Source organism: Microbacterium proteolyticum, from assembly GCF_014192415.1.
GTDB lineage: Bacteria > Actinomycetota > Actinomycetes > Actinomycetales > Microbacteriaceae > Microbacterium > Microbacterium proteolyticum.
In genome coordinates this window covers 308,376-332,795 of the sequence record NZ_JACHXY010000001.1, presented here as the reverse complement: position 1 = coordinate 332,795, position 24,420 = coordinate 308,376, and the positions used below count along the sequence as shown (strand labels likewise).

The 24,420-nt window shown below is 70.0% G+C and carries 26 protein-coding genes; 23 read left to right on the top strand and 3 right to left on the bottom strand.

All coding sequences use genetic code 11. The features are described from left to right. The first annotated feature begins 33 nt into the window (after positions 1-33). The 11 genes from FHS07_RS01615 to FHS07_RS16875 all read left to right on the top strand — a co-directional run bounded on the left by FHS07_RS01615 (position 34) and on the right by FHS07_RS16875 (position 7,020). Positions 34-231 (top strand): helix-turn-helix transcriptional regulator, encoded by a 198-nt coding sequence (locus FHS07_RS01615; RefSeq protein WP_183418170.1) that lies wholly within the window; start codon positions 34-36, stop codon positions 229-231. 204 nt (positions 232-435) lie between these two features. After that, positions 436-732, top strand: a complete 297-nt coding sequence (locus FHS07_RS16880; RefSeq protein ID WP_183418169.1) for a helix-turn-helix domain-containing protein — start codon at positions 436-438, stop codon at positions 730-732. 446 nt (positions 733-1,178) lie between these two features. Beyond that, positions 1,179-1,478, top strand: a complete 300-nt coding sequence (locus FHS07_RS01605) for a hypothetical protein (RefSeq protein ID WP_183418168.1) — start codon at positions 1,179-1,181, stop codon at positions 1,476-1,478. Continuing rightward, positions 1,475-1,777, top strand: coding sequence for a hypothetical protein (locus FHS07_RS01600; RefSeq protein WP_183418167.1), 303 nt, complete (start codon positions 1,475-1,477; stop codon positions 1,775-1,777). The genes FHS07_RS01605 and FHS07_RS01600 overlap by 4 nt, the downstream gene beginning before the upstream one ends. Continuing rightward, positions 1,774-2,019, top strand: coding sequence for a hypothetical protein (locus FHS07_RS01595; RefSeq protein ID WP_183418166.1), 246 nt, complete (start codon positions 1,774-1,776; stop codon positions 2,017-2,019). The genes FHS07_RS01600 and FHS07_RS01595 overlap by 4 nt, the downstream gene beginning before the upstream one ends. Before the next feature lie 114 nt (positions 2,020-2,133). Next, complete coding sequence (locus FHS07_RS01590; protein ID WP_246383199.1) at positions 2,134-3,300, top strand: phage major capsid protein; 1,167 nt, start codon at positions 2,134-2,136, stop codon at positions 3,298-3,300. An 804-nt stretch (positions 3,301-4,104) separates the two neighbouring features. Further along, positions 4,105-4,596, top strand: coding sequence for a terminase small subunit (locus FHS07_RS01585; RefSeq protein ID WP_425488136.1), 492 nt, complete (start codon positions 4,105-4,107; stop codon positions 4,594-4,596). Next, complete coding sequence (locus FHS07_RS01580) at positions 4,580-5,158, top strand: hypothetical protein (RefSeq protein ID WP_183418163.1); 579 nt, start codon at positions 4,580-4,582, stop codon at positions 5,156-5,158. Before FHS07_RS01585 ends, FHS07_RS01580 begins: the two co-directional genes overlap by 17 nt. 474 nt (positions 5,159-5,632) lie before the next feature. Then, positions 5,633-5,980 (top strand): hypothetical protein, encoded by a 348-nt coding sequence (locus FHS07_RS01575; protein WP_183418162.1) that lies wholly within the window; start codon positions 5,633-5,635, stop codon positions 5,978-5,980. Then, the gene (locus tag FHS07_RS01570) at positions 5,977-6,414 is read left to right on the top strand and encodes a DUF6941 family protein (protein ID WP_183418161.1); all 438 of its coding nucleotides are present in this window, start codon (positions 5,977-5,979) and stop codon (positions 6,412-6,414) included. The genes FHS07_RS01575 and FHS07_RS01570 overlap by 4 nt, the downstream gene beginning before the upstream one ends. 99 nt (positions 6,415-6,513) lie before the next feature. Then, complete coding sequence (locus FHS07_RS16875; protein ID WP_425488135.1) at positions 6,514-7,020, top strand: WhiB family transcriptional regulator; 507 nt, start codon at positions 6,514-6,516, stop codon at positions 7,018-7,020. Between the two features lie 209 nt (positions 7,021-7,229). Here FHS07_RS16875 and FHS07_RS01560 read toward each other — a convergent pair whose 3' ends face one another. Then, on the bottom strand, positions 7,230-7,427 hold the full coding sequence (locus FHS07_RS01560; protein ID WP_183418159.1) for a DUF2188 domain-containing protein: 198 nt from the start codon (positions 7,425-7,427) through the stop codon (positions 7,230-7,232). A 119-nt stretch (positions 7,428-7,546) separates the two neighbouring features. Here FHS07_RS01560 and FHS07_RS01555 point away from each other — a divergent pair, with 119 nt between their 5' ends. The 6 genes from FHS07_RS01555 to FHS07_RS01530 are packed head-to-tail and all read left to right on the top strand — an operon-like array spanning position 7,547 to position 13,008. After that, on the top strand, positions 7,547-7,801 hold the full coding sequence (locus FHS07_RS01555; RefSeq protein WP_183418158.1) for a DUF6458 family protein: 255 nt from the start codon (positions 7,547-7,549) through the stop codon (positions 7,799-7,801). 31 nt (positions 7,802-7,832) lie between these two features. Next, entirely contained in the window at positions 7,833-9,095 is a 1,263-nt protein-coding gene (locus FHS07_RS01550) for a serine/threonine-protein kinase (protein WP_183418157.1), read from the top strand. Continuing rightward, the gene (locus FHS07_RS01545) at positions 9,092-9,655 is read left to right on the top strand and encodes a hypothetical protein (RefSeq protein ID WP_183418156.1); all 564 of its coding nucleotides are present in this window, start codon (positions 9,092-9,094) and stop codon (positions 9,653-9,655) included. Before FHS07_RS01550 ends, FHS07_RS01545 begins: the two co-directional genes overlap by 4 nt. A 54-nt stretch (positions 9,656-9,709) precedes the next feature. Next, a complete protein-coding gene (locus tag FHS07_RS01540; protein ID WP_183418155.1) occupies positions 9,710-10,519 on the top strand; it encodes a transglutaminase domain-containing protein in 810 nt (269 codons plus the stop codon). A 39-nt stretch (positions 10,520-10,558) separates the two neighbouring features. Further along, entirely contained in the window at positions 10,559-12,223 is a 1,665-nt protein-coding gene (argS, locus tag FHS07_RS01535) for an arginine--tRNA ligase (RefSeq protein WP_183418154.1), read from the top strand. Between the two features lie 2 nt (positions 12,224-12,225). Beyond that, entirely contained in the window at positions 12,226-13,008 is a 783-nt protein-coding gene (locus tag FHS07_RS01530; RefSeq protein WP_183418153.1) for an LmeA family phospholipid-binding protein, read from the top strand. 18 nt (positions 13,009-13,026) lie between these two features. Here the strand turns inward: FHS07_RS01530 and FHS07_RS01525 are convergent, their stop codons facing one another. Beyond that, positions 13,027-14,133, bottom strand: coding sequence for a hypothetical protein (locus FHS07_RS01525; protein ID WP_183418152.1), 1,107 nt, complete (start codon positions 14,131-14,133; stop codon positions 13,027-13,029). A gap of 327 nt (positions 14,134-14,460) precedes the next feature. On the opposite strand from FHS07_RS01525, the gene lysA reads away from it, so the two are divergent. The 6 genes from lysA to prfA all read left to right on the top strand — a co-directional run bounded on the left by lysA (position 14,461) and on the right by prfA (position 22,866). Beyond that, positions 14,461-15,891, top strand: coding sequence for a diaminopimelate decarboxylase (gene lysA, locus FHS07_RS01520; protein WP_183418151.1), 1,431 nt, complete (start codon positions 14,461-14,463; stop codon positions 15,889-15,891). Beyond that, the gene (locus FHS07_RS01515; protein ID WP_183418150.1) at positions 15,888-17,213 is read left to right on the top strand and encodes a homoserine dehydrogenase; all 1,326 of its coding nucleotides are present in this window, start codon (positions 15,888-15,890) and stop codon (positions 17,211-17,213) included. The genes lysA and FHS07_RS01515 overlap by 4 nt, the downstream gene beginning before the upstream one ends. Before the next feature lie 2 nt (positions 17,214-17,215). Then, complete coding sequence (gene thrC, locus FHS07_RS01510; protein ID WP_183418149.1) at positions 17,216-18,298, top strand: threonine synthase; 1,083 nt, start codon at positions 17,216-17,218, stop codon at positions 18,296-18,298. Next, a complete protein-coding gene (gene thrB / locus FHS07_RS01505) occupies positions 18,295-19,227 on the top strand; it encodes a homoserine kinase (protein ID WP_183418148.1) in 933 nt (310 codons plus the stop codon). The genes thrC and thrB overlap by 4 nt, the downstream gene beginning before the upstream one ends. A 151-nt stretch (positions 19,228-19,378) precedes the next feature. Beyond that, positions 19,379-21,757: a transcription termination factor Rho gene (rho, locus tag FHS07_RS01500; RefSeq protein WP_343054575.1), complete on the top strand. Its 2,379-nt coding sequence runs from the start codon at positions 19,379-19,381 to the stop codon at positions 21,755-21,757. Positions 21,758-21,789: 32 nt separating this feature from the next. Next, the gene (prfA, locus tag FHS07_RS01495) at positions 21,790-22,866 is read left to right on the top strand and encodes a peptide chain release factor 1 (protein WP_183418147.1); all 1,077 of its coding nucleotides are present in this window, start codon (positions 21,790-21,792) and stop codon (positions 22,864-22,866) included. Between the two features lie 143 nt (positions 22,867-23,009). On the opposite strand, the gene FHS07_RS01490 is transcribed toward prfA, so the two are convergent. Continuing rightward, positions 23,010-24,413, bottom strand: coding sequence for an amidase family protein (locus FHS07_RS01490; protein WP_183418146.1), 1,404 nt, complete (start codon positions 24,411-24,413; stop codon positions 23,010-23,012). Positions 24,414-24,420 lie beyond the last annotated feature (7 nt).

Genomic DNA, 24,420 nt, shown 5'->3' with positions numbered 1-24,420 from the left:
CAAGTGATTGCAAACAACGAAAAGGAGTAGGGCATGAGTGACTACCTGACACCTGACCAGGTGCTGGAGCTGATTCCGGGAATCTCGAAGGCGGGTCTTGCGCAGTTGCGGTTCAAGGGCGGCGGACCGAAGTTCCTGCGCCCGACGCCGCGCAAGATCCTCTACCGCCGTGCCGACGTCATCGCGTGGGTCGAAGGCTCGGAGCGCACGTCCACGGCGGTGGCCTCGTGACGCACGAAGGCCGCCCGCACGATGTGCAGACGGCCCCCCAAGAGACGACGAATCTCCGGACCGATCTTAACCGCTCGGTCGCACGTGGTGACCGCTCCGTGATCATCGTGAACAGCGCCCTAGCTCGGTGCTGGGAACAGCTCGCCGCCGGCCGACGGGATCTCGCGCTGATCGAACTACGCCGCGGGCGGGGGGCGTGACGGTGTGTCGGCGACGCAACTCTCCACACGCGGGGTTCTTCGCAGTGGACGCCTCACGGGCCTCGGACTCACCGCTGGCGAACGACTCGTTCTCATCGTCCTCATCGATCACGCTGACGCCGACGGCATCACGTTCCCGGCCGAGCGCACCATCGCAAACGAGTCCGGGATGCAACGGTCCGGAGTGCAGAAGCAACTCCCGGCGCTCGTGCGGAACGGGGTCATACGAGTGGTTCAGGAGGGTGGCCCGCGAAGCTCCACCCGCTATCAGATCGCACCGCAGTTATGGACCACTGGGTAGGCCACTCGAACGCCGAGTTATGGACCACTGGGTATGCCATAACTCCGCTGGTCCAGAGGCCTACCCAGTGGTCCAGAAGAAAGAACTACTCACGGAGGCCGCTCTACCGCGGCTATGCGCGCTCTCCCGAGCGCTTGCCGCTCGCTTCGCTCGCTGTGTGTGCTCGAAGAAACCGAGACGAAATGGTGTCCGTCGCCGCTTGCGGTGACGGTTCCCCCCGGATGGGGGGCGGAGGGGGGAGCCCCGAGGTCGACGCGACCCGCAACATCGCGTCGATCATCTGCCGGACGTTGCGCCGGCTCCCGCCGACGCTGGCTGATGACGAAGAGATGCACGAACGGCCGGCTCCGATAGCGGGCCGTCTGTAGCAAGACCGAATTCATCCGTGGTCACCGAGAAGGCGACCGAAAGTACGCGCGGGCCTCGCTCGCAGAGAGAGAAAGATCATGACCTTCGACAACAACGACCGCACCAACCCGCCGACCATGGGCGAGGTCACCGCCACCGATCGCGCCCGAGCGCTCGGGGTCATCTGCGGTGTCCTGACCGGCGACTCCGAGATGGTCATCACGAACCTCGACGCGGCGGATGACGACGAGAATCCGGCCGCTCGGGAAGCTCTGATCGCGGTTCTCGCTGGCGAAGCCGCTCTCGGCTTGTTTCACCAGTACGGCGATACAACACACGAAGTCGCCCGGAATATGCTCGCCGAACAGCTCGCGCTCGCAGCCAAGGAGCAGCCGTGAGCGCCGAGGTCAACCCGGTCCTGCCGGCCGGCGTGAGCGTCGTGTCCCGCGGCCCCGGAGGGGATCCGGCGGTGGTGGACGGTCGCGGTCTGCTGCGGCCACAGCGCGCGCAGGACGGCCCCGGGCTGGTCAGCGGTGCCGAGGGCGCTTCCATCGCCGCAGATGGGCGCGTGGCACGTGCGGCGAAATGCCCGGAGTGTCGCGACGGCAAGCACAGGGTCTGTGCCGAGTTCGCGGATATCACCGACGACGACGAGCTGATCCCGTGCATCTGCCCGTGCCGCGAGGACGCGCCGTGATCAGCCGCAGCCCGTTCGGCCCGCCCGCGCGGCGACCCGAGCACCTGGCCGATGAGAACGGGGCGATCCGCGCGGCCGACGAGATCGCGGAGCTGAACCGTCTCGCCGCCGCGGAGTGGATATGGCGGCACGACGCGAACGTGACGGTCGACGCGCTCCTGGCGCGGATAGCAGAGGTGGGGACGGACGTCGCGACGGCCGAAGCACTCGCCGGTCGACTGCCGACACGCCGCGCACATTGAGCTTGACTCGCGACGACAACTGAGCATTATGCTCACCACAACGACTGGAATCGTTCGGACCGCATCACCGGCCCCTGGTCGACCCGATCAACGAACGAAGGAACGCACGTGAACATGAAGGAACAGATCCGCGCCGAGCTGGACAAGGCGAAGGCAATCGTCGCCACCGCCGAGAAGGCTGGCCGCGAGATGACGGAGCAGGAGATCTCCGACGCCGACACTCACCTGAAGACCGTCAAGGGCCTGCGCTCGCAGCTCGAAGCGGCCGACGGTTCGACGGCCGTGAAGAACGCTCTCGACGCGCTGAACGGCGAGTTCGCCGGAACGAAGTCGAAAGCCCCCAGCCGGGGCTACAAGGCGGCACGCTCGGCGTCGTGGGCCAAGTCGACCGACGAGATCCTGCGCGCCGTCGCCAGCTCGGGCGGTGCGAAGGCCCTCACTTCCGGCACGGTCGACGTGCCGGCCGTCATCGGCGACCCGGGCGAGATCCCCGCCCGCCCGCACACCGTCCTCGATCTCATCGTGGGCCGCGACCGCCCTGCCGACGGTAACGGTAACGCGATCCAGTACCTCCGCCAGACGCAGCGCCCGACCGGTGCCGCGGCGGTCGCAGACGGTGCGCTGAAGCCGACCGGCATCGCCACCTTCACCGACGTCGAGGACCGCCTGCGCACCGTCGCGATCCTGTCCGAGCCGCTGCCGATCCGCTACCTGACGGACTTCCGCGGGCTGACGGACATTCTCCGGGTGCAGCTCGGTGAAGCCGTCATCACCGCCGTCGAGGATCTGGTGGTGTCGGGCAACGGCTCGGGCGAGAACTTCACCGGCATTCTCCAGACGTCGGGCATCCAGACCCAGGCGCGCAGCACCAGCATCGCCGGCCTCGATTACCGCCTGGAGACGAGCCTGAAGGCGAAGACGAAGGCAGACGAGATCGGCGGCACCCCCGCCACCGGCTACGTTCTGAACCCGACCGACTGGGAGAACATCACCCTCGCCCGCATCGCGAAGAACCCGGCCAACGAGGCGGAGGAAGGCGCGAAGCACCTCCTCCACGATCTGCCCGTCGTCACCTCGACGGCGATCGCGCTCGGAACGGGCCTGGTCGGCGACTTCAGCACCCTCGAACTCGTGACCCGCGAGACGGACCGCGTCGACATCGACACCGCCGGCGAGCTCTTCACGAAGAACCAGTTCCGCCTCCGCGTCGAGGGCCGCTACACGCTGAAGGTCGGACGCCCGAACGCGTTCTGCCGCTTCGACCTGACGCCCGCCACGTAACAGACTCCCGTCCCACGGTGCCTGAGATCCACCACCGGGACGGGTCCGCAGACGTCTCCTGTCTGCTGTGGATGGCGGAGGAGGGTTCCAGTCCCCACTCCGCCCAGAAGGGGCCGGCGATTTCTCCCGCCGGCCCCTTTCTGCATCCCGGGGCATGGTCCCCAGAACCGGGGCACCTCAACCCGGGGCACGGCATCCGGAGTCACGGGCGAGAGAGCCGGGGGCGAGGCCGGTCAGCGTTCGCAAGCTCGACGCGATCGACCGGCGGCAGGGCGGGCATTCGCGGTCCGACGGAGCAGACAGCACCGCACGGCGCGCGGACCCCAGGCGACAGCGCAGGACAGGGCGGCACTCGACCTCGGTGGAGCACCGCAACGCCCCGGAGATCGGCACACAGCACCGAGCACGAAAGCACCGACGCAGCACGCGGCGACACCGCAGCATCTCGAAACGCGGGAGAGATCGGGAACGCAGGGTCGCGAGGGGTGAGAGGTCACGAGGCATGAACACCACGACCACGACCACGACGACACCAAGAACGACGAAGAACGAGGAGAGAGCGATGGAGACGACGACGAACACCCGACGCGGTATCCCGACACGGGCGACGCGACAGCCCGCCAGACGGACGCGTGACAGCGGAGCGAGCACGCCCGCGGCACCCCGACGACATGAGAAGGGGGAGGGGTGTCCGAATCTCTGGCGACCCGACGAGACTTCCGATCCACCGGCTTCGGTTTCCCCCACCGCGAGCGGGTGCAAAGTGAGCGCTGTCGACGTAGACGAGATTTTGGGGGGTGTGTGATGGCTCAGACGGAGGAGGAACGCCGCGAATCTAAGCGGATCTGGGCGGCTGCGAAGAGGGCTGAGATCGCGGCGGAGCGTGACGCTCGTCTACGCGCTGATCGTGCCGATGCGGTGGCTCACGCCCCTCGGACGCATCGTGACGCGTATGAGGCGTCGGTGTCGGCCGCGAAGTGGTTCAAGCCCTCGGATGGTGCCCTGGTAGCCCTGGGGCGGCTGCTCGCGGAGGATCTGGATTATGCCGACTACCTCGGGGATGACGCCCTGGTACTTCGGATCATTGGGCGTCTGACGTCGATCCTGGGCCAGCTCGGGCTCACGCCCGTGGTGCGCATGCGGTTCGAGCTGCGGTCCGCCCAGATCGAGGCGCGCAAGGCCACGGAGAGCGCCGAGGCTGCACCGCCGGCACCCGCTGGTGCACCGCCTCTCCCGGCGAACGTGTCGAAGCTGGCGCGGCCGGCGAAGCGTGGGGACGGTGGCGATCGTGGCTGATCCGGTTCCTCCCCGCCCGGGGCTGGAAAGCCTGGCGGATCGGCTCGCGGAGCTGCGGGCGGAGATTTCACGCCTGAACCGACCATCGGGCACACAGCGCGCCGGCATCGTGGGGAACTTGTCGGGGATGGTCGACTACATCGGAGCCAGGACGACGAGAGCCACGGATCCGGGTTCATCGTGGTCGATGACCGTCCCCGGCGATGGTGTGGAGCGTGTATACGAGACGGGGACGGCTCTCACGTTCACGTCGACCGGCTCGGCTCTCGTAGAGGTGGTGACGGGTCACGCGAGGATGACGCTGCTCGGGTCCGGCTCCGCGGCCATCTCGCTGCGGATGGCCGTTCGGGATGCTGCGACGGGTGTGACGATCCCGGGCAGCTCGGCGGGTGCGTCTGCTCGTCTCGCGGCGTCCGTTACGAACGGGGTGAGCATGAGGTTCGGCACGCTCGCGGCAATCCGTCCCGGGCCCGTCGAGGTCGTTGTGCTCATCGTGGTGTCCTGCTCTGTCCAGACCTCGTTCGACGTGGACGCGCCAACTCTCATGGTGAAGCCGCTTTAGCACGTCCGGCCGTCGCGCATTTCGCGGATGCCGGGTGGCGAGGGATTACATTGTTCGGGTGAATCTTTCGTGCGATGGCAGCGAGGTTGTCGTGCGATTCAGTCCGTTCTCGGAGGAGGGGCTGACTGCGAACGCAGAGCAGACGCACGTCATCGACACGCGAGATGGGACTCACCCGCCGCGATATGGCGTATCTGTCGTCGCGGGCCGGTGCGAGGATGGCGAAACGTTCGAGGAAGCTGTCGCGCGCATAGCGGGTGAATCGACCTTGAACGGCAAGACGATAGCTGTCATGCTCGGGAGTCAGTTGCGTGACGCGGGCCTAGACCTCGTGAGCGACCCCGTGCCGACAGTGAAGCGGCACTACCTGGTGGGGGAGGCTCCTTTCCAGGCGATGCCAAACATTTCAGCACTAGCATCTCTTGTAGAGCACGGCCGGATGCGTAATCCGGGGTGGAAAAAAGGACGGGCAGCATGAGCCGCGCAACAGTTGAGGTTGATCTGAACTCGCGCGACGCACACGGGCTTACCCCGGTGCGTTGCGACAAGGCGAGCGCGCCCCTCCACGTCGGCCAGATCGTGACCGCCGTCGAGCGCGAGGACGAAGTTCAGGCTCGCGCGTACGTCGCCGAGATCGATGCGCGCTCCGGGTACGCGTTCCTGCACATCGACACGAACTCGATGACGGACTTGGGCGATCCATCGTTCGAGGTCCAGGCGAACTGTGGTGTTAACCGTGCTGTGGCCTCCGTGCGAAACACCGCGGCCGCGTCGTCAAGTGCGTCTGGCCGTGCACGCGCCTCGATGTACTTCAACGTATGAACCCGACGCTTCTCACTGCCGTGCTGGCAGATGCCGTCACCGTGCGCGACAACCTTCTGCACGTCCTCGGTGGCGGGATCACCACGCTTCTGCGCCCCAGTTTTCCCGCTCCACTCGCCGCGCGTCTGGGACTAACCTTCTACTTCCAGTTCCCCGCGGGACACCGGGAAACGGTCACGTTCGGCGCGGCCTGCAAGGGCGAAGACGACGAAGTGGTGTTCGAGGTGGAGGGGTCGGTAGACGTCTTTTCGGTCGACAGTGACGCCCCCGCCTCAGCCTCCATCGCGGTGCCCCTCGAAAACGCAGGAGTGCCTAGTCCGGGGCGATACGTGATCGACGTGAGCATTAACGGAACAGTGCAGGCGCAGATCCCGTTCCGGGTGCAGCTAGTCGACCCCGACATGATGGATCCGGCCTCACCGCCATTCGGCTGACGAGCAGGCTGGGGATTGCGCTTGCTTCGCTGGCTGACGTACGCGCAAGCTGCGGAACGTGTGCGATCGCACCCTGAGACGGTGAAGCGATGGCGGCGCATGGGCCTGTCGTTCGCTCTGGTCGAGGGCCGGCGGATGGTCCGCGAGGATGTCCTGTTGGCGTTCTGGCGCGAGCGCATGCAGGCCGATCCGGTGCATCAGGCGAGGATCGCCCGGGACCGCCTCCAGGACGCTTCGGGGGCCGTGATGGCATCGGTGCCGCCGCGAGTTATGAAACGGCGTCAGGCGGGCGCACCGCGTCGCACAGCGGCACCCCGACCGCAGCCGGCACCTGACTGTGATCCGCTGGCGAACGTCGCCCCGATGCGCGGCGCTCGGGAGTTCGCGGCCCTCCGGGATGCTCTCCGCGACGTCACGCCGTCTTGTGACGGTGTGGACACCTACACCGACGATCGCCCATCAGGGGACGACGTAGCGACGATGGCGAGGATCTGCGCGTCGTGCCCCGTCGAGGCAGCCTGTGAGGCGTACGCCGTCGCTGGTCGACCCACAGCCGGCTACTGGCCGACCGTCGGGTCAGACGCCTCCCGCGTGACAACAATCTGACAACACTCGTCGGGAATCGGGCCTGACTCAAATAATCGAGACACGTTCTACTCCCGCAGGATTCCGCGGGTTCGACGCATCAGCCTTGTCGTTCCGGGGGCCTCATAGGGTTTCCGGTACCAAAGGTCGCTGGTTCGATTCCAGTCGGGGGCACCACCACGAAGAGGCCGCGATGTCCCATCGCGGCCTCTTCGTCGTTTCCGCCGGGGTCACCCCTCGTCGGTGACCGCCCCGGTCGGCTCGGCATCCTCGACGATGTGCGCGGAACCGAGTTCGTCGGCCGTGGCACGCCCCTGGTCGACCGCCTCCTGCTTGCTCGGGAAGCTGGCCGACAGCTCGGGGCGGCCCTCGACCGTGTTCTCCCACTGCCCGCGGTTGGATCGGGTGGTCACATCGTTCTGGCTCATGGCATCCATGTCACACCCCGTGTGGGGCAGTCGCACCCGTCTTGACAGGCGTTGTCAAGAGGATGACCGGTGAAGGTCGGTCCTTGCCATGCTGGGAACTCCTTCGAAAGGGGTCTGACATGAGCATCGGAGCCGGCATCGCCCTGTTCGTCATCGGGGCCATCCTCGCCTTCGCGGTGAACCTTCCCAACGAATACGTCAGCTTGAGCATGATCGGCTACATCATGATGGGCGCCGGCGTCGTCGTCTTCCTGATCGGCATCGTGCTGCTGATGAAGCGCCGCCAGACCGACACGGTCACGCGCACCGAGGGAGCGGGCGGCGCCCAGGTCACCCGTTCGACCACGCGATCCTCGAACGACGACCTCGTCTGATGCGCTCGGGGACGCACCCCGGGGCAGGATCATGAACGAGCCGACGCCCACCGTCGCCGATCCCGTCGACGGTGGGTTGTTCGATGGGCGCTACCGGGTGGGCCGACTTCTCGGCCGCGGTGGCTACGCGCGCGTGCATGAAGCCGTCGACACGGCGCTGGAGCGGAGCGTCGCTCTGAAGATCATCGACGGCGACGGCGCCGACCCCTCGGATGTCTCGCGCGTCCGGTCGGAGATCCGCCTGCTGGCGTCGGTGTCGCACCCGTCTCTGGTCACCCTCTACGACGCGAGGCTCGCTGGGAGCCCGGCCTATCTGGTGATGGAGCTGATCTCGGGTCCCACGCTGTCGGACCGCATCGCGCGTGGCCCGCTGCCCGCGCACGAGGTCGCCGTCGTCGGCCGTGAGATCGCCGAGGCCTTCGCCGTCATCCACGCGCGCGGGATCGTCCACCGCGACGTCAAGCCGTCGAACATCCTCATCCGCCCCGCCGCCCACGTCGGTGAAACGCCGCGGGCGACCCTCGCCGACTTCGGCATCGCGGCCCTGGTGGGCGCCACCCGTGTCACCCGGGCGGATACCGTCATCGGCACCGCCGCCTACCTCAGCCCGGAGCAGGCGCGCGGCCTGCCTGCCGCCCCGGCGAGCGACGTGTACTCGCTCGGGCTCGTGCTGCTCGAGGCGATAACCGGCTCGCGGCCGTTCGGGTCGCGCACGCCCCATGAGGCGCTCGCGGCGCGGCTCGTCTCCACGCCGGAGATCCCCGCGAACGTTCCGCCGAGGTGGCGACAGGTGCTGCAGCGCATGACCGCCCTCGAACCGACGGAGAGACCGGATGCCGCGGGCCTGATCGTGGCGCTGCGCACCGTCGCGGATGCATCGGCGACCTCGGTCGAGGCGCGCACGGCGGTCCTGCCGCACGCGACGGCTCCGACGCAGTCCTTCGACGGGAGCGACAGCCGTACGCGAGTGCTGCCGCAGCCCGACAGCCACCCTTCGTCGCCGGGCGCGGACCGCACGCAGGTGCTCTCGCCGGCGGGCGGCGCCGAGTCGCACGGTTCCTCCGCGGGCGGCGCTCCGGCGGCCGGGACGCGTGGCGGGGCGTCGGCGCCCGGCCGCGGTTCCAAGAAGAACGTCGTGGTGGCATCGCTCGTGGCCGTCGTGCTCGCCGTGGGGGCAGTGGTCGCCGCCGTGTCGCTCTCGAGTTCGGGGGCCGCCGGCCGGCCCGATCTGCCGACGCTCCCGCAGCCGCTCGATCAGCACATGGATGAGTTGTGGACGGAGGTGGGGCCGTGATCCGTCGTGTCGCCCCGGCGGCGGCGCTCCTGCTCGCCGCGACCGTCGCCCTCGCCGCCTGCACGCCGCCCGCCGCGGCTCCCACCGCCTGGCAGCAGTCCGTGCAGACCGTCGCCGAGCAGGCATCGTCGGGCGACTACGCCTCCGCGCTGGCGAGCCTCGATGCCCTCGAGGCCGACGTCATCGCGCGGCGCGACGCGGGGGAGATCACCGCGGCGGAGGCCGACGGCATCCTGGCGCGTATCGCCACCGTGCGAACAGACCTCACCTCGCTCACCCCTGCACCGTCGTCGCCGCCACCGGAGGAGACCCTCGAGCCGGAACCGAGCGAGACCACCGCGCCGGAACCGACCGAGACCAGCGAACCGGAACCGACCGAGACCGCCGAGCCGACGGGCGAACCGACGCCCGAGGAGCCGGAGAACGGCGGCGGCGACGAAGACCGGTCCCCACCGAACGGCGGCGGCGACAAGGGTCCGGGAAGCGGCGGCCCCGGCGGCAATGACGACAAGAAGCCCCCGCAGGGAGCGTCTCCCGGACCGGGTGAGAAAGACGGGTGAGTCGATTCGTCGGCGGTGGTCCGAGGGCCTTCGACAGCATGCGAGGATTACCCGGTGCCGCGCCGCGTGACCGCTGAACTCGACCTCGATCTGGGGACGTCCGTCGACCTCATCTTCCAGATCACCGCGGCCCAGGGCGCGCCCGTCGCCGACGAACAGCTGACCTTCACGCAGGGCGATCGCGTGTACACGCCGACCGAGATCGTCGACCAGTCGGGTAGCCGTCTGCACCGCCTCTCGGGGGAGCAGGGGACTCTCTCCGTGCGGTACGACGCGGTGGTGTCGGGGCCGTCGCAGAGCCCCCGAACGAGCGATCTCGAGACCATCACGTACCTCCGCCCGAGCCGGTACTGCCAGTCCGACGAGGTGTTCGCCCAGGCGCGTCGGCAGTTCCGCGGCCTCGCGGGGGAAGATCTCCTCGCGGCGGTGTCGGGTTTCGTCGCGTCCACCGTCACCTACACTCCCGGGCTCAGCCTCGGCACCGACAGCGCCGTGACGACACTGATGACCGGGCAGGGCGTCTGCCGTGACTACGCGCACGTGGTCATCGCCCTTCTCCGCGCGATGGACATGCCCGCGCGTTACGCCGCGTGCTACGCCCCGGGGCTCACGCCCATGGACTTCCATGCCGTCGCCGAGGCCTACATCGACGGCGCCTGGTATGTCGTGGACGCCACGCGACTCGCCGACCGCCGCTCGCTGGTGCGCATCGCCACGGGTCGGGACGCCGCCGACTGCGCCTTCCTCAGCTACCACGGCGGGTACGTCGGGCTCGAGCGGATGCACGTCGACGCGGTGCTCGAGGGTGACGCCCCGGATGCCACCACCCCCGACGACCACGAAGCCCTGGTGCAGATCGGCTGACACAGCCACCCAGGCGTCGCGCCCTAGACTTGACGGGCTATGGATCCCGCTGCCCTCTCCGCTTCCCTGCTCGCCGTCGTCGCCCCGCTCGCGGAGGCCCGACGAGAGGGGTCCTCGGCGGGGATCACGGTCGCCGACCTGCCCCTGGAGCGGCCGAAGAACCGCGATCACGGCGACTGGGCCTCCAACGCGGCCCTGAAGCTGTCGAAGATCGTCGGTGCGAACCCCCGCGAGTTCGCGGCCGAGATCGCTGCGGGCCTCGAGGCGGTCGACGGCATCGCCCGTGTCGAGGTGGCCGGTCCCGGCTTCATCAACATCCGCCTGGATGCCGCGGCGGCGGGTGCTCTCGCGAAGACGATCGTCGACCGGGGCGCCGCCTTCGGCCGCAACGACTCGCGCGCCGACGAGATCATCAACCTCGAATTCGTCAGCGCCAATCCCACCGGCCCCATCCACCTCGGCGGCACGCGCTGGGCGGCGGCGGGCGATGCCCTCGCGCGCATCCTGTCGTCGCAGGGCGCGAAGGTGACGCGCGAGTACTACTTCAATGATCACGGCGCGCAGATCGATCGCTTCGCCCGCAGCCTCGTGGCCGCCCATCAGGGCGACCCCACGCCCGAAGACGGCTACGGCGGCGCGTACATCCATGACATCGCCGCGCGCGTCACCGAGCAGTACGACGGCGACATCGACGCCCTCGATCCGGATGCCAAACAAGAGGCGTTCCGCGAGCTCGGCGTGACCCTCATGTTCAGCGAGATCAAGCAGTCGCTGCACGAGTTCGGCGTGGACTTCGACGTCTATTTCCACGAGAACGACCTGCACGATTCGGGCGCCGTCGACCGGGCCGTCGCGCGCTTGCGCGAGCTCGGCCACATCTTCGAGGCCGACGGGGCGACGTGGCTTCGCTCGACCGAGTTCGGCGACGACAAAGACCGCGTCATCATCAAGTCCGACGGGCAGCCCGCCTACATCTCGGGCGACCTGGCCTACTACCTCGACAAGCGCGAGCGCGGCTTCAACCGCTGCATCATCATGCTCGGCGCCGACCACCACGGGTACGTCCAGCGCCTCATGGCGATGTGCGCCGCCTTCGGCGACGAGCCGCACGTCAACCTCCAGGTGCTCATCGGCCAGATGGTCAACCTCGTTCGCGACGGGCAGCCCATGCGCATGTCCAAGCGCGCCGGCACCGTGGTCACCCTCGAGGATCTCGTCGAGATCGTCGGCGTCGATGCCGCCCGTTACGCCCTCACGCGGAGCTCCGCCGACTCGAACCTCGACATCGACCTCGACGTGCTGCAGAAGCGCACGAACGACAACCCCGTCTTCTACGTGCAGTACGCCCACGCGCGTACCCACAACGTCGCGCGCAACGCCGCGGCATCCGGGGTCGACCGTTCGGAGTTCGCTCCCGAGCTGCTCGACCACGAGACCGAGTCCGCCCTGCTGGGTGCCCTGCAGGAGTTCCCCCGCATCATCGCGTTCGCGGCGGAGGTGCGCGAGCCGCACCGCGTCGCGCGCTACCTCGAAGAGCTCGCGGGGCTGTACCACCGCTGGTACGACAACTGCCGCGTCATCCCGCTCGGCGACGCGCCCGTCGAGCCGGTGCACCGCACGCGCCTGTGGCTCAACGACGCCACCGGCCAGGTATTGCGCAACGGTCTGACGCTGCTCGGCGTCAGCGCTCCGGAACGGATGTGACGATGACGGATGCCACGACGCCGAGCAGCCGCTCGGGCCGGAAGACCGGCCGCTGGATCGCGGTGATCGTGGTGGTGCTCGTGCTGCTGGCGGCGGCCGCCGTCGCCGCCGAGTACATCGCGCGCTCGGTCGTGACCAGCACGGTGCGCTCCCTCGTCGTGACGAACGTCGGCCTCCCGGACGATCAAGACGTCGACGTGCAGGTGGCGGGCCTCGTGCTGCCGCAGGTGCTCGCTGGGCGCCTCGACGAAGTCGCCGTCGCCTCCGACGACGTCACCCTGGGGCCGATCACCGGCGACGTGCGCGTCGACCTGCGCGGTGTACCGGTCTCGGCTGGATCGGCGGCCGACGGGGGAGTCGCCTCGGTGCGACTCGACCAGGAGCAGGTGCGGGCGCTCCTCGCCCAGCTGCCCGATCTGCCCGCCGGAACGGTGGAGGTCACCGCACCGGACGTCAGTTTCGAGACCACCCTGACGTTGTTCGGGATCGGCATCCCGGTCGGGGTGACGGCCACTCCCGGCGCCGCCGAGGGCGACCTCACGATCACCCCGACGGGCTTCCAGGTGGCGGGCAACGTGATCGACGCCGACACCCTGCGGGGCCAGTTCGGCGGCGTCGCCGACACGCTCGTGCAGACGCGCAGTCTCTGCATCGCCGACCGGCTGCCGGCGGGCCTGACCCTGACGTCCGCGACCGTGCAGGGGCAGGATCTGGTGGCGACGTTCGACATCGCCGGCGCGATCGTCAGCGACCCGGGCCTGCAGGCCGACGGCACCTGCGGCTGAGAGAAGCGATGTCGCGCGTCACCCGCTGGTGACGGTGAGCAGCCCTGCTTCGACGAGCTGGTCCAGGATGCCATCGACTGCGCGCGCTGCCTCGTCGTCGGGTGTCCCGTCGGTCGCCGCGCGCAGCAGGTCGTCTCGGGTGGCGTCGTCGGCGGCGCGCAATATCGCGGGCGCGACACCGGCGAGGATGCGCAACGTGCCTCGTCCGTCGGTCTCCCCGGTCATCACCGCCAATCGGCCGTCAGGGAGGGGGCACGAGTCCACCACGGCACCGCGCCGGTAGCGTCGCCCTCCACCGTGCGACGCCCCCGAGGGAGGTGTGGAGACGACCGCGGCAGACGACGCCTCGTCGGGCTCCGGCCGGCGGTCGAGGTCCTCGACCATCAGGTCGCCGACGAGGTCGACCAGCTGCTCCGCCTCGGAGTATTCGGCCCGGAGGGCGCCGCCGGTCCGCGCCAGCGAGCTCATGACGACCCCCAACGGACGCGGCATCGAGGCGAGGGCGCTGGAGTGGGGTGCCAAGAGGACCAGGGCGTCGGAGGCGGGGACGGGTACGAGGCGCGCCCGGGCGTGGGCGCGGTCGCGGTCGAGGAGTACGACGCGACGCACGCGCAGCGGTGCGGTCGGAAGCGGTCGGAGCCCCAGGTCGCGAGGCGCGTGCTGGATCTTGTAACCCTTGCCCTCGGTGATCACCGAGAGCGGTTTGCGGTAGCCGCGGACTCCGCCATCGGATTCGATCCCCACCGTCTCGTCGGAGACGTAGCCCCACGACCGTGCGAGCAGCCGGGTGGCGGTGGTCTTGCCGGCGCCCGAGGGTCCCACGAGCACGACGACGCCACCGTCGGAGGCGGCCAGTCCGGCCGCGTGCAGCATCCACAATTCGCCCCGCCGCGCGTCTATCGCTGCCTGGGTCACCCTGCCCGACAGGTCGGACAGCGTCTGTCCGTCGCGGTCGCTCGAGACCGGAGCGACCACGACCTCCGCGGGAGCCGGGTCGACCACTCGGGCATCCGCCCAGACGCGCGCGACGGTGTCGCGGTCGGTGGGCGTCAGCCCCGACGGGTCGATGCCGACGCGAACCCCGAGGGCGTCGACGACGAGGGGGGAAAGGGGAGGCGGCGTCACGTCGACACCGTATGGCGATGACGTGCACTCGCCGGGCGCCGGCGCGTGCACCACGTCCTCCCGCTCTCTCGCATCGCCCGTGGTCTCATCCGACACGGCGCATGGCGTCACCCGACTCTGCGTCCGCGGACGAACGCCTCCACCGCGGCCTCTCACCGGCGGAGCGGGACGGGCGAGCGCCGGTGACCTCGCGCACGCGGCGGGACAGGAAGGGAGCGGCATACGCCGTGCCCTAGACTGCAAGGACCACCCCTCGCGTGACTCTCCGCCGGGGGTGGAGCCGTGATCCGCGGCCGTCGCGTCGCCGCAAACCCGATTGGTCCCCCTGTGTCCGCCTCGCACTCCGCGCTCGTGCCCGAGTGGCTCGTCGCCCCGGCCGAAGCGAATGAGCTCGTCGCCCCCGTCTGGCCCACGTCCGCCCGCCGCGTCGACGACGGATCCGTCGAGATCGGCGGAGTCTCGGTCTTCGACCTCCGAGACCGTTTCGGCACCCCGCTCTACGTCCTCGATGAAGACGAGGTGCGCGCCCACGCCCGTCGTGCGCGCGCGGCTTTCGAGTCGGCCGCCGCCCGCCACGGCATCCGGGCTCGCGTCTACTACGCAGGCAAGGCGTTCCTCTCGGCGGAGGTCGTACGGTGGGTCGTCGACGAGGGACTCGCGGTCGATGTCTGCACGCGCGGCGAGCTCGAGGTGGCCCTGGCCGGAGGGGCGGAGCCCGCCCGACTCGGCTTCCACGGCAACAACAAGAGCGTCTCCGAGCTCGAGCGTGCGGTCGAGGTCGGCATCGGCTCGGTCGTGGTCGACAGCCCCATCGAGATCGAGCGCCTCGCCGCCATCGCCGACCGCCGCGGTCTCGTGCAGTCCGTGCTCGTGCGCGTGCGCACGGGCGTCCACGCCGAGACGCACGCGTTCCTGGCGACCGCGCACGAAGACCAGAAGTTCGGCTTCTCGCTCTCGGGGGCGGCCGACGCGGTCGCCCGCATCCGCGAGCTCCCCAGCCTGCGCTTCGTGGGACTGCACGCCCACATCGGTTCGCAGATCTTCGACTCGTCCGGCTTCCGGGAGTCGGCCGCGCGCCTGGTCGACCTGCACGCCGACCTCCTCGCCGGAGGGGAGATCCCCCTCCTCAACGTCGGCGGCGGCTTCGGCATCTCCTACACGTCCGTCGACGACCCCAAGCCCATCGAAGAGATCGCCGACGGCATCCTGGACGCCATCGCCGAAGAGTGCGCGGTGCGCGGCATCCCCATGCCCGACGTCGCCACCGAACCCGGCCGCGTCATCGTGGGCCAGGCCGGCGTGACGCTGTACGAGGTCGGCACGGTCAAGACCGTCACGGCGGCCGAGGGCCTCGATCGTACGTACGTCAGCGTCGACGGCGGTATGAGCGACAACGCGCGCCCCGCCCTCTACGGCGCCGACTTCTCAGCGCGCGTCGTCTCACGCGTCAGCAGCGCGTCCTCGGCGCTGACGCGCGTCGTGGGACGCCACTGCGAGTCGGGCGACATCGTCGTGGATGCCGAATACCTTCCTGCCGACGTCGCGCCCGGTGACCTGCTGGGCGTGCCGGCGACCGGCGCCTACTGCTTCTCGCTCGCGAGCAACTACAACTACACCCCGCGTCCGCCCGTCGTCGCGGTGCGCGACGGCAGAGCGCGCGTCATCGTGCGCGGCGAGACCGTCGACGACCTGCTCGCCCGCGACGCCGGCATCCCGGCATCCACCCTGATCCACACACCCCACGGAGACACCGAATGACCGACTACCGGACGCTCCGCGTGGCGCTCCTCGGCGCCGGCGCGGTCGGCTCGCAGGTCGCCGACCTGCTGCTCAGGCACGGCGACGAGCTCGCCGACCGCGCGGGCGCCAAACTCGAACTCGCCGGCATCGCGGTGCGCAATCTCGACGCCAAACGCGAGGCCGACCTTCCTCGCGAGCTCTTCACCACCGACGCCGAGACCCTCATCGTCGGCAGCGACATCGTCATCGAGCTGATGGGCGGCATCGAGCCCGCGCGCACGCAGGTGCTGCACGCCATCGCCTCCGGGGCGGACGTCGTCACCGCCAACAAGGCGCTGCTGGCCACCCATGGGTCCGAGGTCTTCGAAGCCGCCGACCAGGTCGGGGCCGAGGTGTACTACGAGGCCGCCGCCGCCGGGGCCATCCCCATCATCCGACCCCTGCGCGACTCGCTCGCCGGCGACCGGGTCGTGCGGATCATGGGCATCGTCAACGGCACCACCAACTACATCCTCGACCGCATGGACACCGAGGGCGCCGACTTCGCCGACGTGCTCGCGCAGGCGCAGGCTCTCGGCTATGCCGAGGCCGACCCCACGGCCGATGTCGAGGGCTACGACGCGGCGCAGAAGGCGGCGATCCTCGCGAGCCTCGCGTTCCACACCACGGTTCCTCTGGATGCCGTGCACCGCGAGGGCATCACCTCCGTCGACGCCGCGATGATCGAGTCCGCCCGCCACGCCGGCTACGTCATCAAGCTGCTCGCGGTATGCGAGCGCCTCGCCGCCGAAGACGGCGGCACCGAGTCGATCTCGGTGCGCGTGTACCCGGCGCTCGTCGACCGCGCGCACCCGCTCGCGAGCGTCCACGGCGCGAACAACGCCGTGTTCGTGCAGGCCGAGGCGGCAGGCGACCTCATGTTCTACGGCGCCGGAGCCGGCGGCGTTCAGACGGCGTCCGCCGTGCTCGGCGACGTGGTCTCCGCCGCGCGTCGACACATCGCGGGAGGCGTGGGCGTGGGCGAGTCGACCCGTGCCAACCTCCCCGCCGTGCCCATCGGGCGCGTCATCACGCGGTATCAGATCACGCTCGAGGTCGATGACCGACCGGGCGTGCTCGCCACGGTCGCCGGCATCCTGAGCGAGGGTCGCGTGTCGATCGCGACCGTCGAGCAGACCGTCATCGAGGCCGACGAGAACACTCAGACCGGCGGCTCCGCCCGCCTGGTCATCGGAACACACAAAGCCCGCGAGCAGGACCTGAGCGAGACCGTCGAGCGTCTCGCCGCCAGCGGCGTCGTCGAGCGCGTGGTCTCCGTGCTGCGCGTGGAAGGGAACTGAACATGGCTCATCTCTGGCGCGGGGTCCTCCGCGAATACGCCGACCGTCTGGGCGTCACCGACGCCTCCACCGTCGTCACCCTGGGCGAGGGCGGCACCCCCCTCATCCCGGCTCCCGCACTGTCGCGCCGCACCGGCGCCGACGTGTGGGTGAAGTTCGAGGGCATGAACCCCACCGGCTCGTTCAAGGACCGCGGCATGACCGTCGCCCTCTCGCGCGCCGTCGAGCACGGGGCCAAGGCCGTCATCTGCGCCTCGACCGGCAACACCTCGGCCTCGGCCGCGGCCTACGCCGCCCACGCCGGCATCACGGCCGCCGTGCTCGTGCCCGAGGGCAAGATCGCGATGGGCAAGCTGAGTCAGGCGGTCGCCCACAATGGTCGTCTGATCCAGATCCGCGGCAACTTCGACGACTGTCTCGAAATCGCTCGCGAGCTCGCCGACCACTACCCGGTGCACCTGGTCAACTCGGTCAACCCCGACCGCATCGAGGGTCAGAAGACCGCGGCGTACGAAGTCGTCGAGCAGCTGGGCGACGCGCCCGACTTCCACTTCATCCCCGTGGGTAACGCCGGCAACTACACCGCCTACTCGCGCGGCTACCGCGAAGAGGCCGCCCGCGGCGTCGCCACCCGCGTGCCCCGCATGTTCGGCTTCCAGGCCGCCGGTTCCGCTCCTCTCGTGCGCGGCGAGGTCGTGAAGAACCCCGAGACGATCGCCAGTGCCATCCGCATCGGCAACCCCGCGTCGTGGGACCTCGCCCTCGAGGCGCGCGACGCCACCGACGGCTGGTTCGGCGCGATCGACGACGACGGCATCCTCGAGGCGCAGAAGATCCTGGCCGGCGAGGTCGGCGTCTTCGTCGAGCCCGCCTCGGCGATCAGCGTCGCGGGCCTGCTCGACCGCGCCGAGGCGGGGTTCGTCCCGGCCGGCGCGAAGGTCGTGCTCACCGTCACCGGTCACGGTCTCAAGGATCCGCAGTGGGCGCTTCGCAAGGCCGACGGCACCGATGTGAAGCCCACCGTCGTCGACGCGACCACTTCGGAGGTCGCCTCGGTGCTCGACCTGCAGCCGGTGACCGCGTGAGCTCAGGCCCCGGTCGCCGAGTCGCGGTCCGCGTTCCCGCCACGAGCGCGAATCTCGGTCCCGGCTTCGACACCCTCGGCTTGGCACTGAGCGTCTACGACGATCTCATCGTCGAGCAGCTCGAAGGCGACGGCCTCGAGATCGAGGTCGCGGGCGAGGGCGTGGCCGATGTGCCGCGCGACGCGTCGCACCTCGTGGTGCGCGCGATGGCGCACACGTACGCGTCGGTCGGTCGCACACTCCCGGGCCTGCGGCTGACCGCGCACAACGTCATCCCGCACGGGCGCGGCATGGGGTCGTCGGGGGCCGCCGTGGTCGCCGGCATCCTCGCCGCGAAGGGTCTGCTCGAGGGCGACGTCGTCTTCAGCGACGTCGACCTGCTGCGCCTGGCCACCGAGCTGGAGGGGCACCCCGACAACGTCGCGCCGGGCCTGTTCGGCGGTCTGACGATCGCGTGGATGGATGCCGCCGGCCCGCAGCACAAGCAGCTGATCGTCCATCGCGGCGTGTCACCGCTGGTGTTCGTGCCGAGCTTCACGATGTCGACGGCCGTCGCGCGAAGCCTGCAGCCGCTGCAGGTCCCGCGCGAGGACGCGGTTTTCAACGTCTCGCGCTCGGCCCTGCTCATCGCGGCGATGACGCAGAGCCCCGAACTGCTCATGGCGGCGACCGAAGACAAGCTGCACCAGAACTACCGTGCGCAGGCCATGCCCGAGACCGACCGACTCGTGCGGGCGCTCCGCGCCGAGGGCTACGCGGCCGTCGTCTCCGGGGCGGGCCCCAGCGTTCTGGTGCTCGCCGACGGCCCCGGGCAGCGACTCGAGGCCGCTGATGTCATGGCATCCGTGGTCGACACCCCGTGGCAGGCGCTCATGCTCGCCGTCGACGTCAAGGGTGGTACAGTGAAAAACGCAGAGGGTTCCGCGTAACTTCGCGAATCTGAGCCTCTGCACCACCTGCGAAATCCGCAACACATCGCGAACCCGGTATCGGCTGCAATCTCCCGAACCGCTGGTGTCTCTTCGTCTGCGATCTGCACGGCGAAGCGCGATCTGACACGTTTCATTCTGAGGAGCACTCGTGGAGTCCATCTCCGAGACCCATTCCGTCGACGCGCCCGAGGGCGCCGAGATCCCCGCCGAAGAGCAGCTCACTGCTGACGCGCAGGGCACCGATACGCCGCACACCGACACCGAGCAGAACACGCTCGACACCGCGCAGACCGAGGGCACGGACGCCCCGGACACCGCGGCCGACGATGCGCAGCCCGAGGCGCTCTTCGCCGACGACATCATCGTCGCCGACGCCCCGGCCGCGGACGCCGCCGCCACGGACGAGACGGCATCCGCCGAGGCCGCCTCCGCGGCTGAGCAGGCTGCCGAGACCGCTGCCGAGACCGCACCCGCGGAAGAGGCCGCGCCGGCGGAGAAGCCCGCACGTGCCCCGCGCAAGCGCGCACCCCGTCGTGCGACGACCGCCACCGCCAAGGAGAAGGCCGCAGCCGCCGCCGAAGCCGCCGCAGCCGAAGCCGCTGCCGCCGAGGCGACCGCCACCGAGGCCGCCGACGCTCCCGTCGCCGACGCCGCCACGGATGAGACGCCGACCACTCCCGTCACGACCGCGGCCGATGTCGCCGACGACTCCGCAACCGCCGCCGACCTGCCCGTCGTCGCCGAGACGACCGACGCGCCGACCGCCGACGCACCGTCTGCGGACGTCGCCGTCGAAGAGGCCGGTGCCTCCGATGCGTCGGAGCCCGTGGCCGAGGCCGACGCGAACGACGGAGAGAACGCCGCCGCCGCCGAGAACGCCGCCGCCGACAACGCCGAGCAGTCCGACGAGACCCCTGCTCGCGGTCGTGGCCGGAGCCGTTCGCGCAACCGGAACCGCAACAAGCCCGACGCCGCGGCCGAGAAGGCCGAGGCCGGCTCCGACGACGCCGAGGCGCCCACGCAGGGTGCCCAGCGCGACGGGGGCCAGCAGGGCGCATCGCAGCGTGACAACGCACAGCAGGGCTCCCCGCGCGAAAATGGCCAGCGCGACAACGGTCAGCGCGACAACGGTCAGCGCGACAATGGCCAGCGCGACAACGGTCAGCGCGACAACGGCCAGCGTGACAACGGTCAGCGCGAGAACGGCCAGCAGGGCGGCGCCTCGCAGCGCGACAACGCGCAGCAGAGCGGCCAGCAGGCCCAGCAGCAGCAGGGTGCGGCGAACAGCCGCAACCGTCAGCGCAACAAGCGCCGCGGTCAGACCACCACGGGCGACGAGTTCGAGACCGAGATCGGCGAGGACGACGTGCTCGTCCCCATCGCCGGAGTGCTCGACGTGCTCGACAACTACGCGTTCGTGCGCACCACCGGCTACCTGCCCGGCCCGAGCGACGTCTACGTCTCGCTCGGCCAGGTCAAGAAGTACAACCTGCGCAAGGGCGACGCCGTCGTCGGTGCCATCAAGCAGCCGCGCGAGGGCGAGCAGCAGGGGCGCCAGAAGTACAACGCGCTCGTGCAGGTCGACTCGATCAACGGCCTGTCGGTCGACGACGCCGCCGCGCGCGTGGAGTTCAACAACCTCACCCCCCTGTACCCGCAGGAACGCCTGCGCCTCGAGACCGGACCCGAGAAGCTCACGCAGCGCATCATCGACCTGGTGGCCCCGGTCGGCAAGGGCCAGCGCGGCCTGATCGTCGCGCCCCCGAAGGCCGGCAAGACCATCGTGCTGCAGCAGATCGCCAATGCGATCGCCACGAACAACCCCGAGGTCCACCTCATGGTCGTGCTCGTCGACGAGCGCCCCGAAGAGGTCACCGACATGCAGCGCACCGTTCGCGGCGAGGTCATCGCCTCGACGTTCGACCGACCCGCCGAAGACCACACCACGGTCGCCGAGCTCGCCATCGAGCGTGCGAAGCGTCTGGTCGAGCTCGGCCGCGACGTCGTCGTGCTGCTCGACTCGATCACCCGTCTGGGTCGCGCGTACAACCTCGCCGCGCCCACCTCGGGCCGTGTGCTCTCCGGTGGCGTCGACGCGTCGGCGCTGTACCCGCCCAAGCGCTTCTTCGGTGCCGCGCGCAACATCGAGAACGGCGGATCGCTCACCATCCTCGCCACCGCCCTGGTGGAGACCGGTTCGAAGATGGATGACGTGATCTTCGAGGAGTTCAAGGGCACCGGCAACAGCGAGCTGCGCCTGAACCGCCAGCTCGCCGACAAGCGCATCTTCCCGGCCGTCGACGTCAACGCGTCGAGCACTCGCCGCGAAGAGATGCTGCTGTCGAACGACGAGGTCAAGATCACCTGGAAGCTCCGCCGCGCTCTGGCCGGTCTCGAGCCTCAGCAGGCCCTCGAGGTCGTGCTCGGCAAGCTCAAAGAGACGCAGTCGAACGTCGAGTTCCTCGTGCAGATGCAGAAGTCGATCCCGGCGCCCGCGCGCGGCGGTGACGACAACAGCATCCGCTGATCCGGGCCGTCAGCGCGATGTCGGTGCCCGCGATGTTCGACTCGGTCCGAGGGCTCCTCGACGAGCACAAAGCCGTTCAGGAGGAGCTCTCCGACCCGGCCGTGCACGCGGACGCCGCACGCGCGAAGCGCGTCAATCGGCGCTACGCCGAGCTGTCGCGCATCGTCTCGGCCCATGAGACGTGGGTCTCGGCATCCGATGATCTGGACGCCGCGCGCGAACTCGCTCGCGAGGACGACGCGTTCGCCGACGAGGTGCCGGGGCTGGAGCAACGGGTCGCCGAGACGCAGGAGCGTCTGCGCCGTCTGCTCATCCCGCGCGACCCCGACGACGCGCGCGACGTGATCATGGAGATCAAGGGCGGCGAGGGCGGCGCCGAGAGTGCTCTGTTCGCGGCCGATCTCCTCCGCATGTACCTGCAGTACGCGGCATCCATGGGATGGAAGACCGAACTGCTCGAGCGCACCGAGAGCGATCTGGGCGGATACAAAGACGTCCAGGTCGCGATCAAGGGCTCGTCGAGCGACCCGGCGCAGGGCGTGTGGGCGCACCTGAAGTACGAGGGCGGCGTGCACCGCGTGCAGCGCGTGCCGGCGACGGAGTCGCAGGGCCGCATCCACACCTCGACGACCGGCGTGCTCGTCTTCCCCGAGGTCGACGAGCCCGAAGAGGTCGGCATCGACCCCAACGACCTCAAGATCGACGTCTTCCGCTCGTCGGGTCCCGGCGGTCAGTCGGTCAACACCACCGATTCCGCGGTGCGCATCACGCACGTGCCCACGGGCATCGTCGTGTCGATGCAGAACGAGAAGTCGCAGCTGCAGAACCGCGAGGCCGGTATGCGCGTGCTGCGCGCACGCCTGCTCGCCAAGCAGCAGGAGGAGCGCGACGCGGTCGCCGCCGACGCGCGGAAGTCGCAGATCCGCGGCATGGACCGCTCCGAGCGCATCCGCACCTACAACTTCCCCGAGAACCGGATCGCCGACCATCGCACCGGCTACAAGGCGTACAACCTCGACCAGGTGATGGACGGTGCCCTCGGACCGATCATCGAGTCGGCGATCACCGCCGACGAAGAGGCGCGGCTCGCCGCCCTCGCCGACGGCTGAGCCTTCCCGCACCGGTCGCGAGGAACGCCTCCTCGTCGTCGCTCGCGCCGACGGAGCGTCCGCCCGGACACGACGCAGGACTTCGCGCGGCGCTCGACGCCGTGACGCGGGGGGAGTCCGACGTTCGTGACGCGCTGAGGCGGTCAGATGCCCCAGCCTGGTGGGTGGGGCATCGGCCCACGCGCGGCCTCGAGCTGCGCAGCCAGCGACAGGATCGTCGCCTCGCCGCCCGGCCGCCCGACCACCTGCACCGACACCGGATGACCGCTCGCATCGCGGGTGAACGGCAACACCAGCGCCGGAAGTCCCGCCACATTGACGAAGCTCGAATACGGCGCGTACTCGACCTGCATCGCGAACGTGCGCTCGGGACCGTGCCCGTCGTACCAGCCGACACGCTGCGGGGGCAGGGCGAGTGCGGGCGTGAGCACGGCGTCGAACCGGGAGAAGGCGGTGATCGTCTCGCGCTCGAACACGCGCGCGGCGGCCAGCGCGCCCAGCAGATCGGATGCCGCCAGCCCGCGGCCTTCGCGCACGAGCCAGGCCGTCAGCGGCTCGACGACCTCGAGGTCGGCGTCGCTGAGCGGGATGCGTGCGGCGCTCGCGCGCCACAGTACGCCGAACAGCTCGGCGTACCCGCGCGGGCGCCAGTGCACGTCGTCGACGACGTGGCCCTCCCCGGCGAGAGCCCCGACGGCCGCCTCCAGCGCCGCGCGGGCGTCGGGATGCAGGCGGATGTCCTCGGCGTCGTCCCACGGTGACACGGTCGTCACGCCGAGCCGTAGCGGCCCGGGCGCGCGCGTCGCGGCGGTGAGGAACGGCCCGTCACCGGAGGCCCGGGTGGCATAGGCGAACGGTGCGAGACCGACCAGCGCGTCGAGCAGCAGAGCCGCATCGGCGACCGTCCGCGCGAGCGGCCCCGTCACGGCGAGGCCGTCGGGGGAGTCGAACCCCGAGCCGAGCGGCAGTCGTCCGCGCGAGGGCTTCACCCCGACGACGCCGACGGTGGCGGCCGGGATGCGGATCGATCCCCCGCCGTCGGACGCGACGGCGAACGGCAGCAGTCCCGCGGCGACCGCGACCGCGGCTCCGCCGCTGGAACCGCCCGCACCGTTCTCGGGATTCCACGGGTCGCGCGCGGGGGGAGCGGTGCGCGGTTCGGTGTAGCCGGTGAGACCGAACTCACTCGTGGCGGTCTTGCCCAGGTTGACCGCGCCGGCCGCATCCAGTGCCCGCGCGAGGGGATCGGATGCCGTCGGCACGTGGTCGACGCGAGCGAGCGACCCGTAGCGGGTCGGCACACCGGCGCGGGCGACGAGATCCTTGTCGGCCAGCGGCAATCCGTACAGCGAACCCCGTGAGGTCGAGGATGCCACGGCATCCGCTCGCTCCAAAGCCCCGTCGGCCGTGACCTCGGCGAACGCCCCGAGGAAGCGACGCCCCTCGATCCTGGCGAGGTAGTGCGCCGCGACCTCGCGGGGCGAGAGGTCGCCGCGACGCAGGGCTGCCGCCGTATCGGTGGCGGGGATCTCGTGCAGCTCGGTCACCCTTCGA

Excerpts from the sequence above, each read along its gene's own strand:
- FHS07_RS01615 (WP_183418170.1), top strand. The coding sequence starts at position 34 with ATGAGTGACTACCTGACACCTGACCAGGTGCTGGAGCTGATTCCGGGA.
- FHS07_RS01530 (WP_183418153.1), top strand. The coding sequence starts at position 12,226 with ATGACGGATGCCACGACGCCGAGCAGCCGCTCGGGCCGGAAGACCGGC.
- FHS07_RS16875 (WP_425488135.1), top strand. The coding sequence starts at position 6,514 with ATGGGCCTGTCGTTCGCTCTGGTCGAGGGCCGGCGGATGGTCCGCGAG.
- FHS07_RS01550 (WP_183418157.1), top strand. The coding sequence starts at position 7,833 with ATGAACGAGCCGACGCCCACCGTCGCCGATCCCGTCGACGGTGGGTTG.
- FHS07_RS01590 (WP_246383199.1), top strand. The coding sequence starts at position 2,134 with ATGAAGGAACAGATCCGCGCCGAGCTGGACAAGGCGAAGGCAATCGTC.
- argS (WP_183418154.1), top strand. The coding sequence starts at position 10,559 with ATGGATCCCGCTGCCCTCTCCGCTTCCCTGCTCGCCGTCGTCGCCCCG.
- FHS07_RS01575 (WP_183418162.1), top strand. The coding sequence starts at position 5,633 with ATGAGCCGCGCAACAGTTGAGGTTGATCTGAACTCGCGCGACGCACAC.
- FHS07_RS01555 (WP_183418158.1), top strand. The coding sequence starts at position 7,547 with ATGAGCATCGGAGCCGGCATCGCCCTGTTCGTCATCGGGGCCATCCTC.
- FHS07_RS01585 (WP_425488136.1), top strand. The coding sequence starts at position 4,105 with ATGGCTCAGACGGAGGAGGAACGCCGCGAATCTAAGCGGATCTGGGCG.
- thrC (WP_183418149.1), top strand. The coding sequence starts at position 17,216 with ATGGCTCATCTCTGGCGCGGGGTCCTCCGCGAATACGCCGACCGTCTG.
- FHS07_RS01570 (WP_183418161.1), top strand. The coding sequence starts at position 5,977 with ATGAACCCGACGCTTCTCACTGCCGTGCTGGCAGATGCCGTCACCGTG.
- FHS07_RS01515 (WP_183418150.1), top strand. The coding sequence starts at position 15,888 with ATGACCGACTACCGGACGCTCCGCGTGGCGCTCCTCGGCGCCGGCGCG.
- prfA (WP_183418147.1), top strand. The coding sequence starts at position 21,790 with ATGTTCGACTCGGTCCGAGGGCTCCTCGACGAGCACAAAGCCGTTCAG.
- FHS07_RS01605 (WP_183418168.1), top strand. The coding sequence starts at position 1,179 with ATGACCTTCGACAACAACGACCGCACCAACCCGCCGACCATGGGCGAG.
- FHS07_RS01560 (WP_183418159.1), bottom strand. The coding sequence starts at position 7,427 with ATGAGCCAGAACGATGTGACCACCCGATCCAACCGCGGGCAGTGGGAG.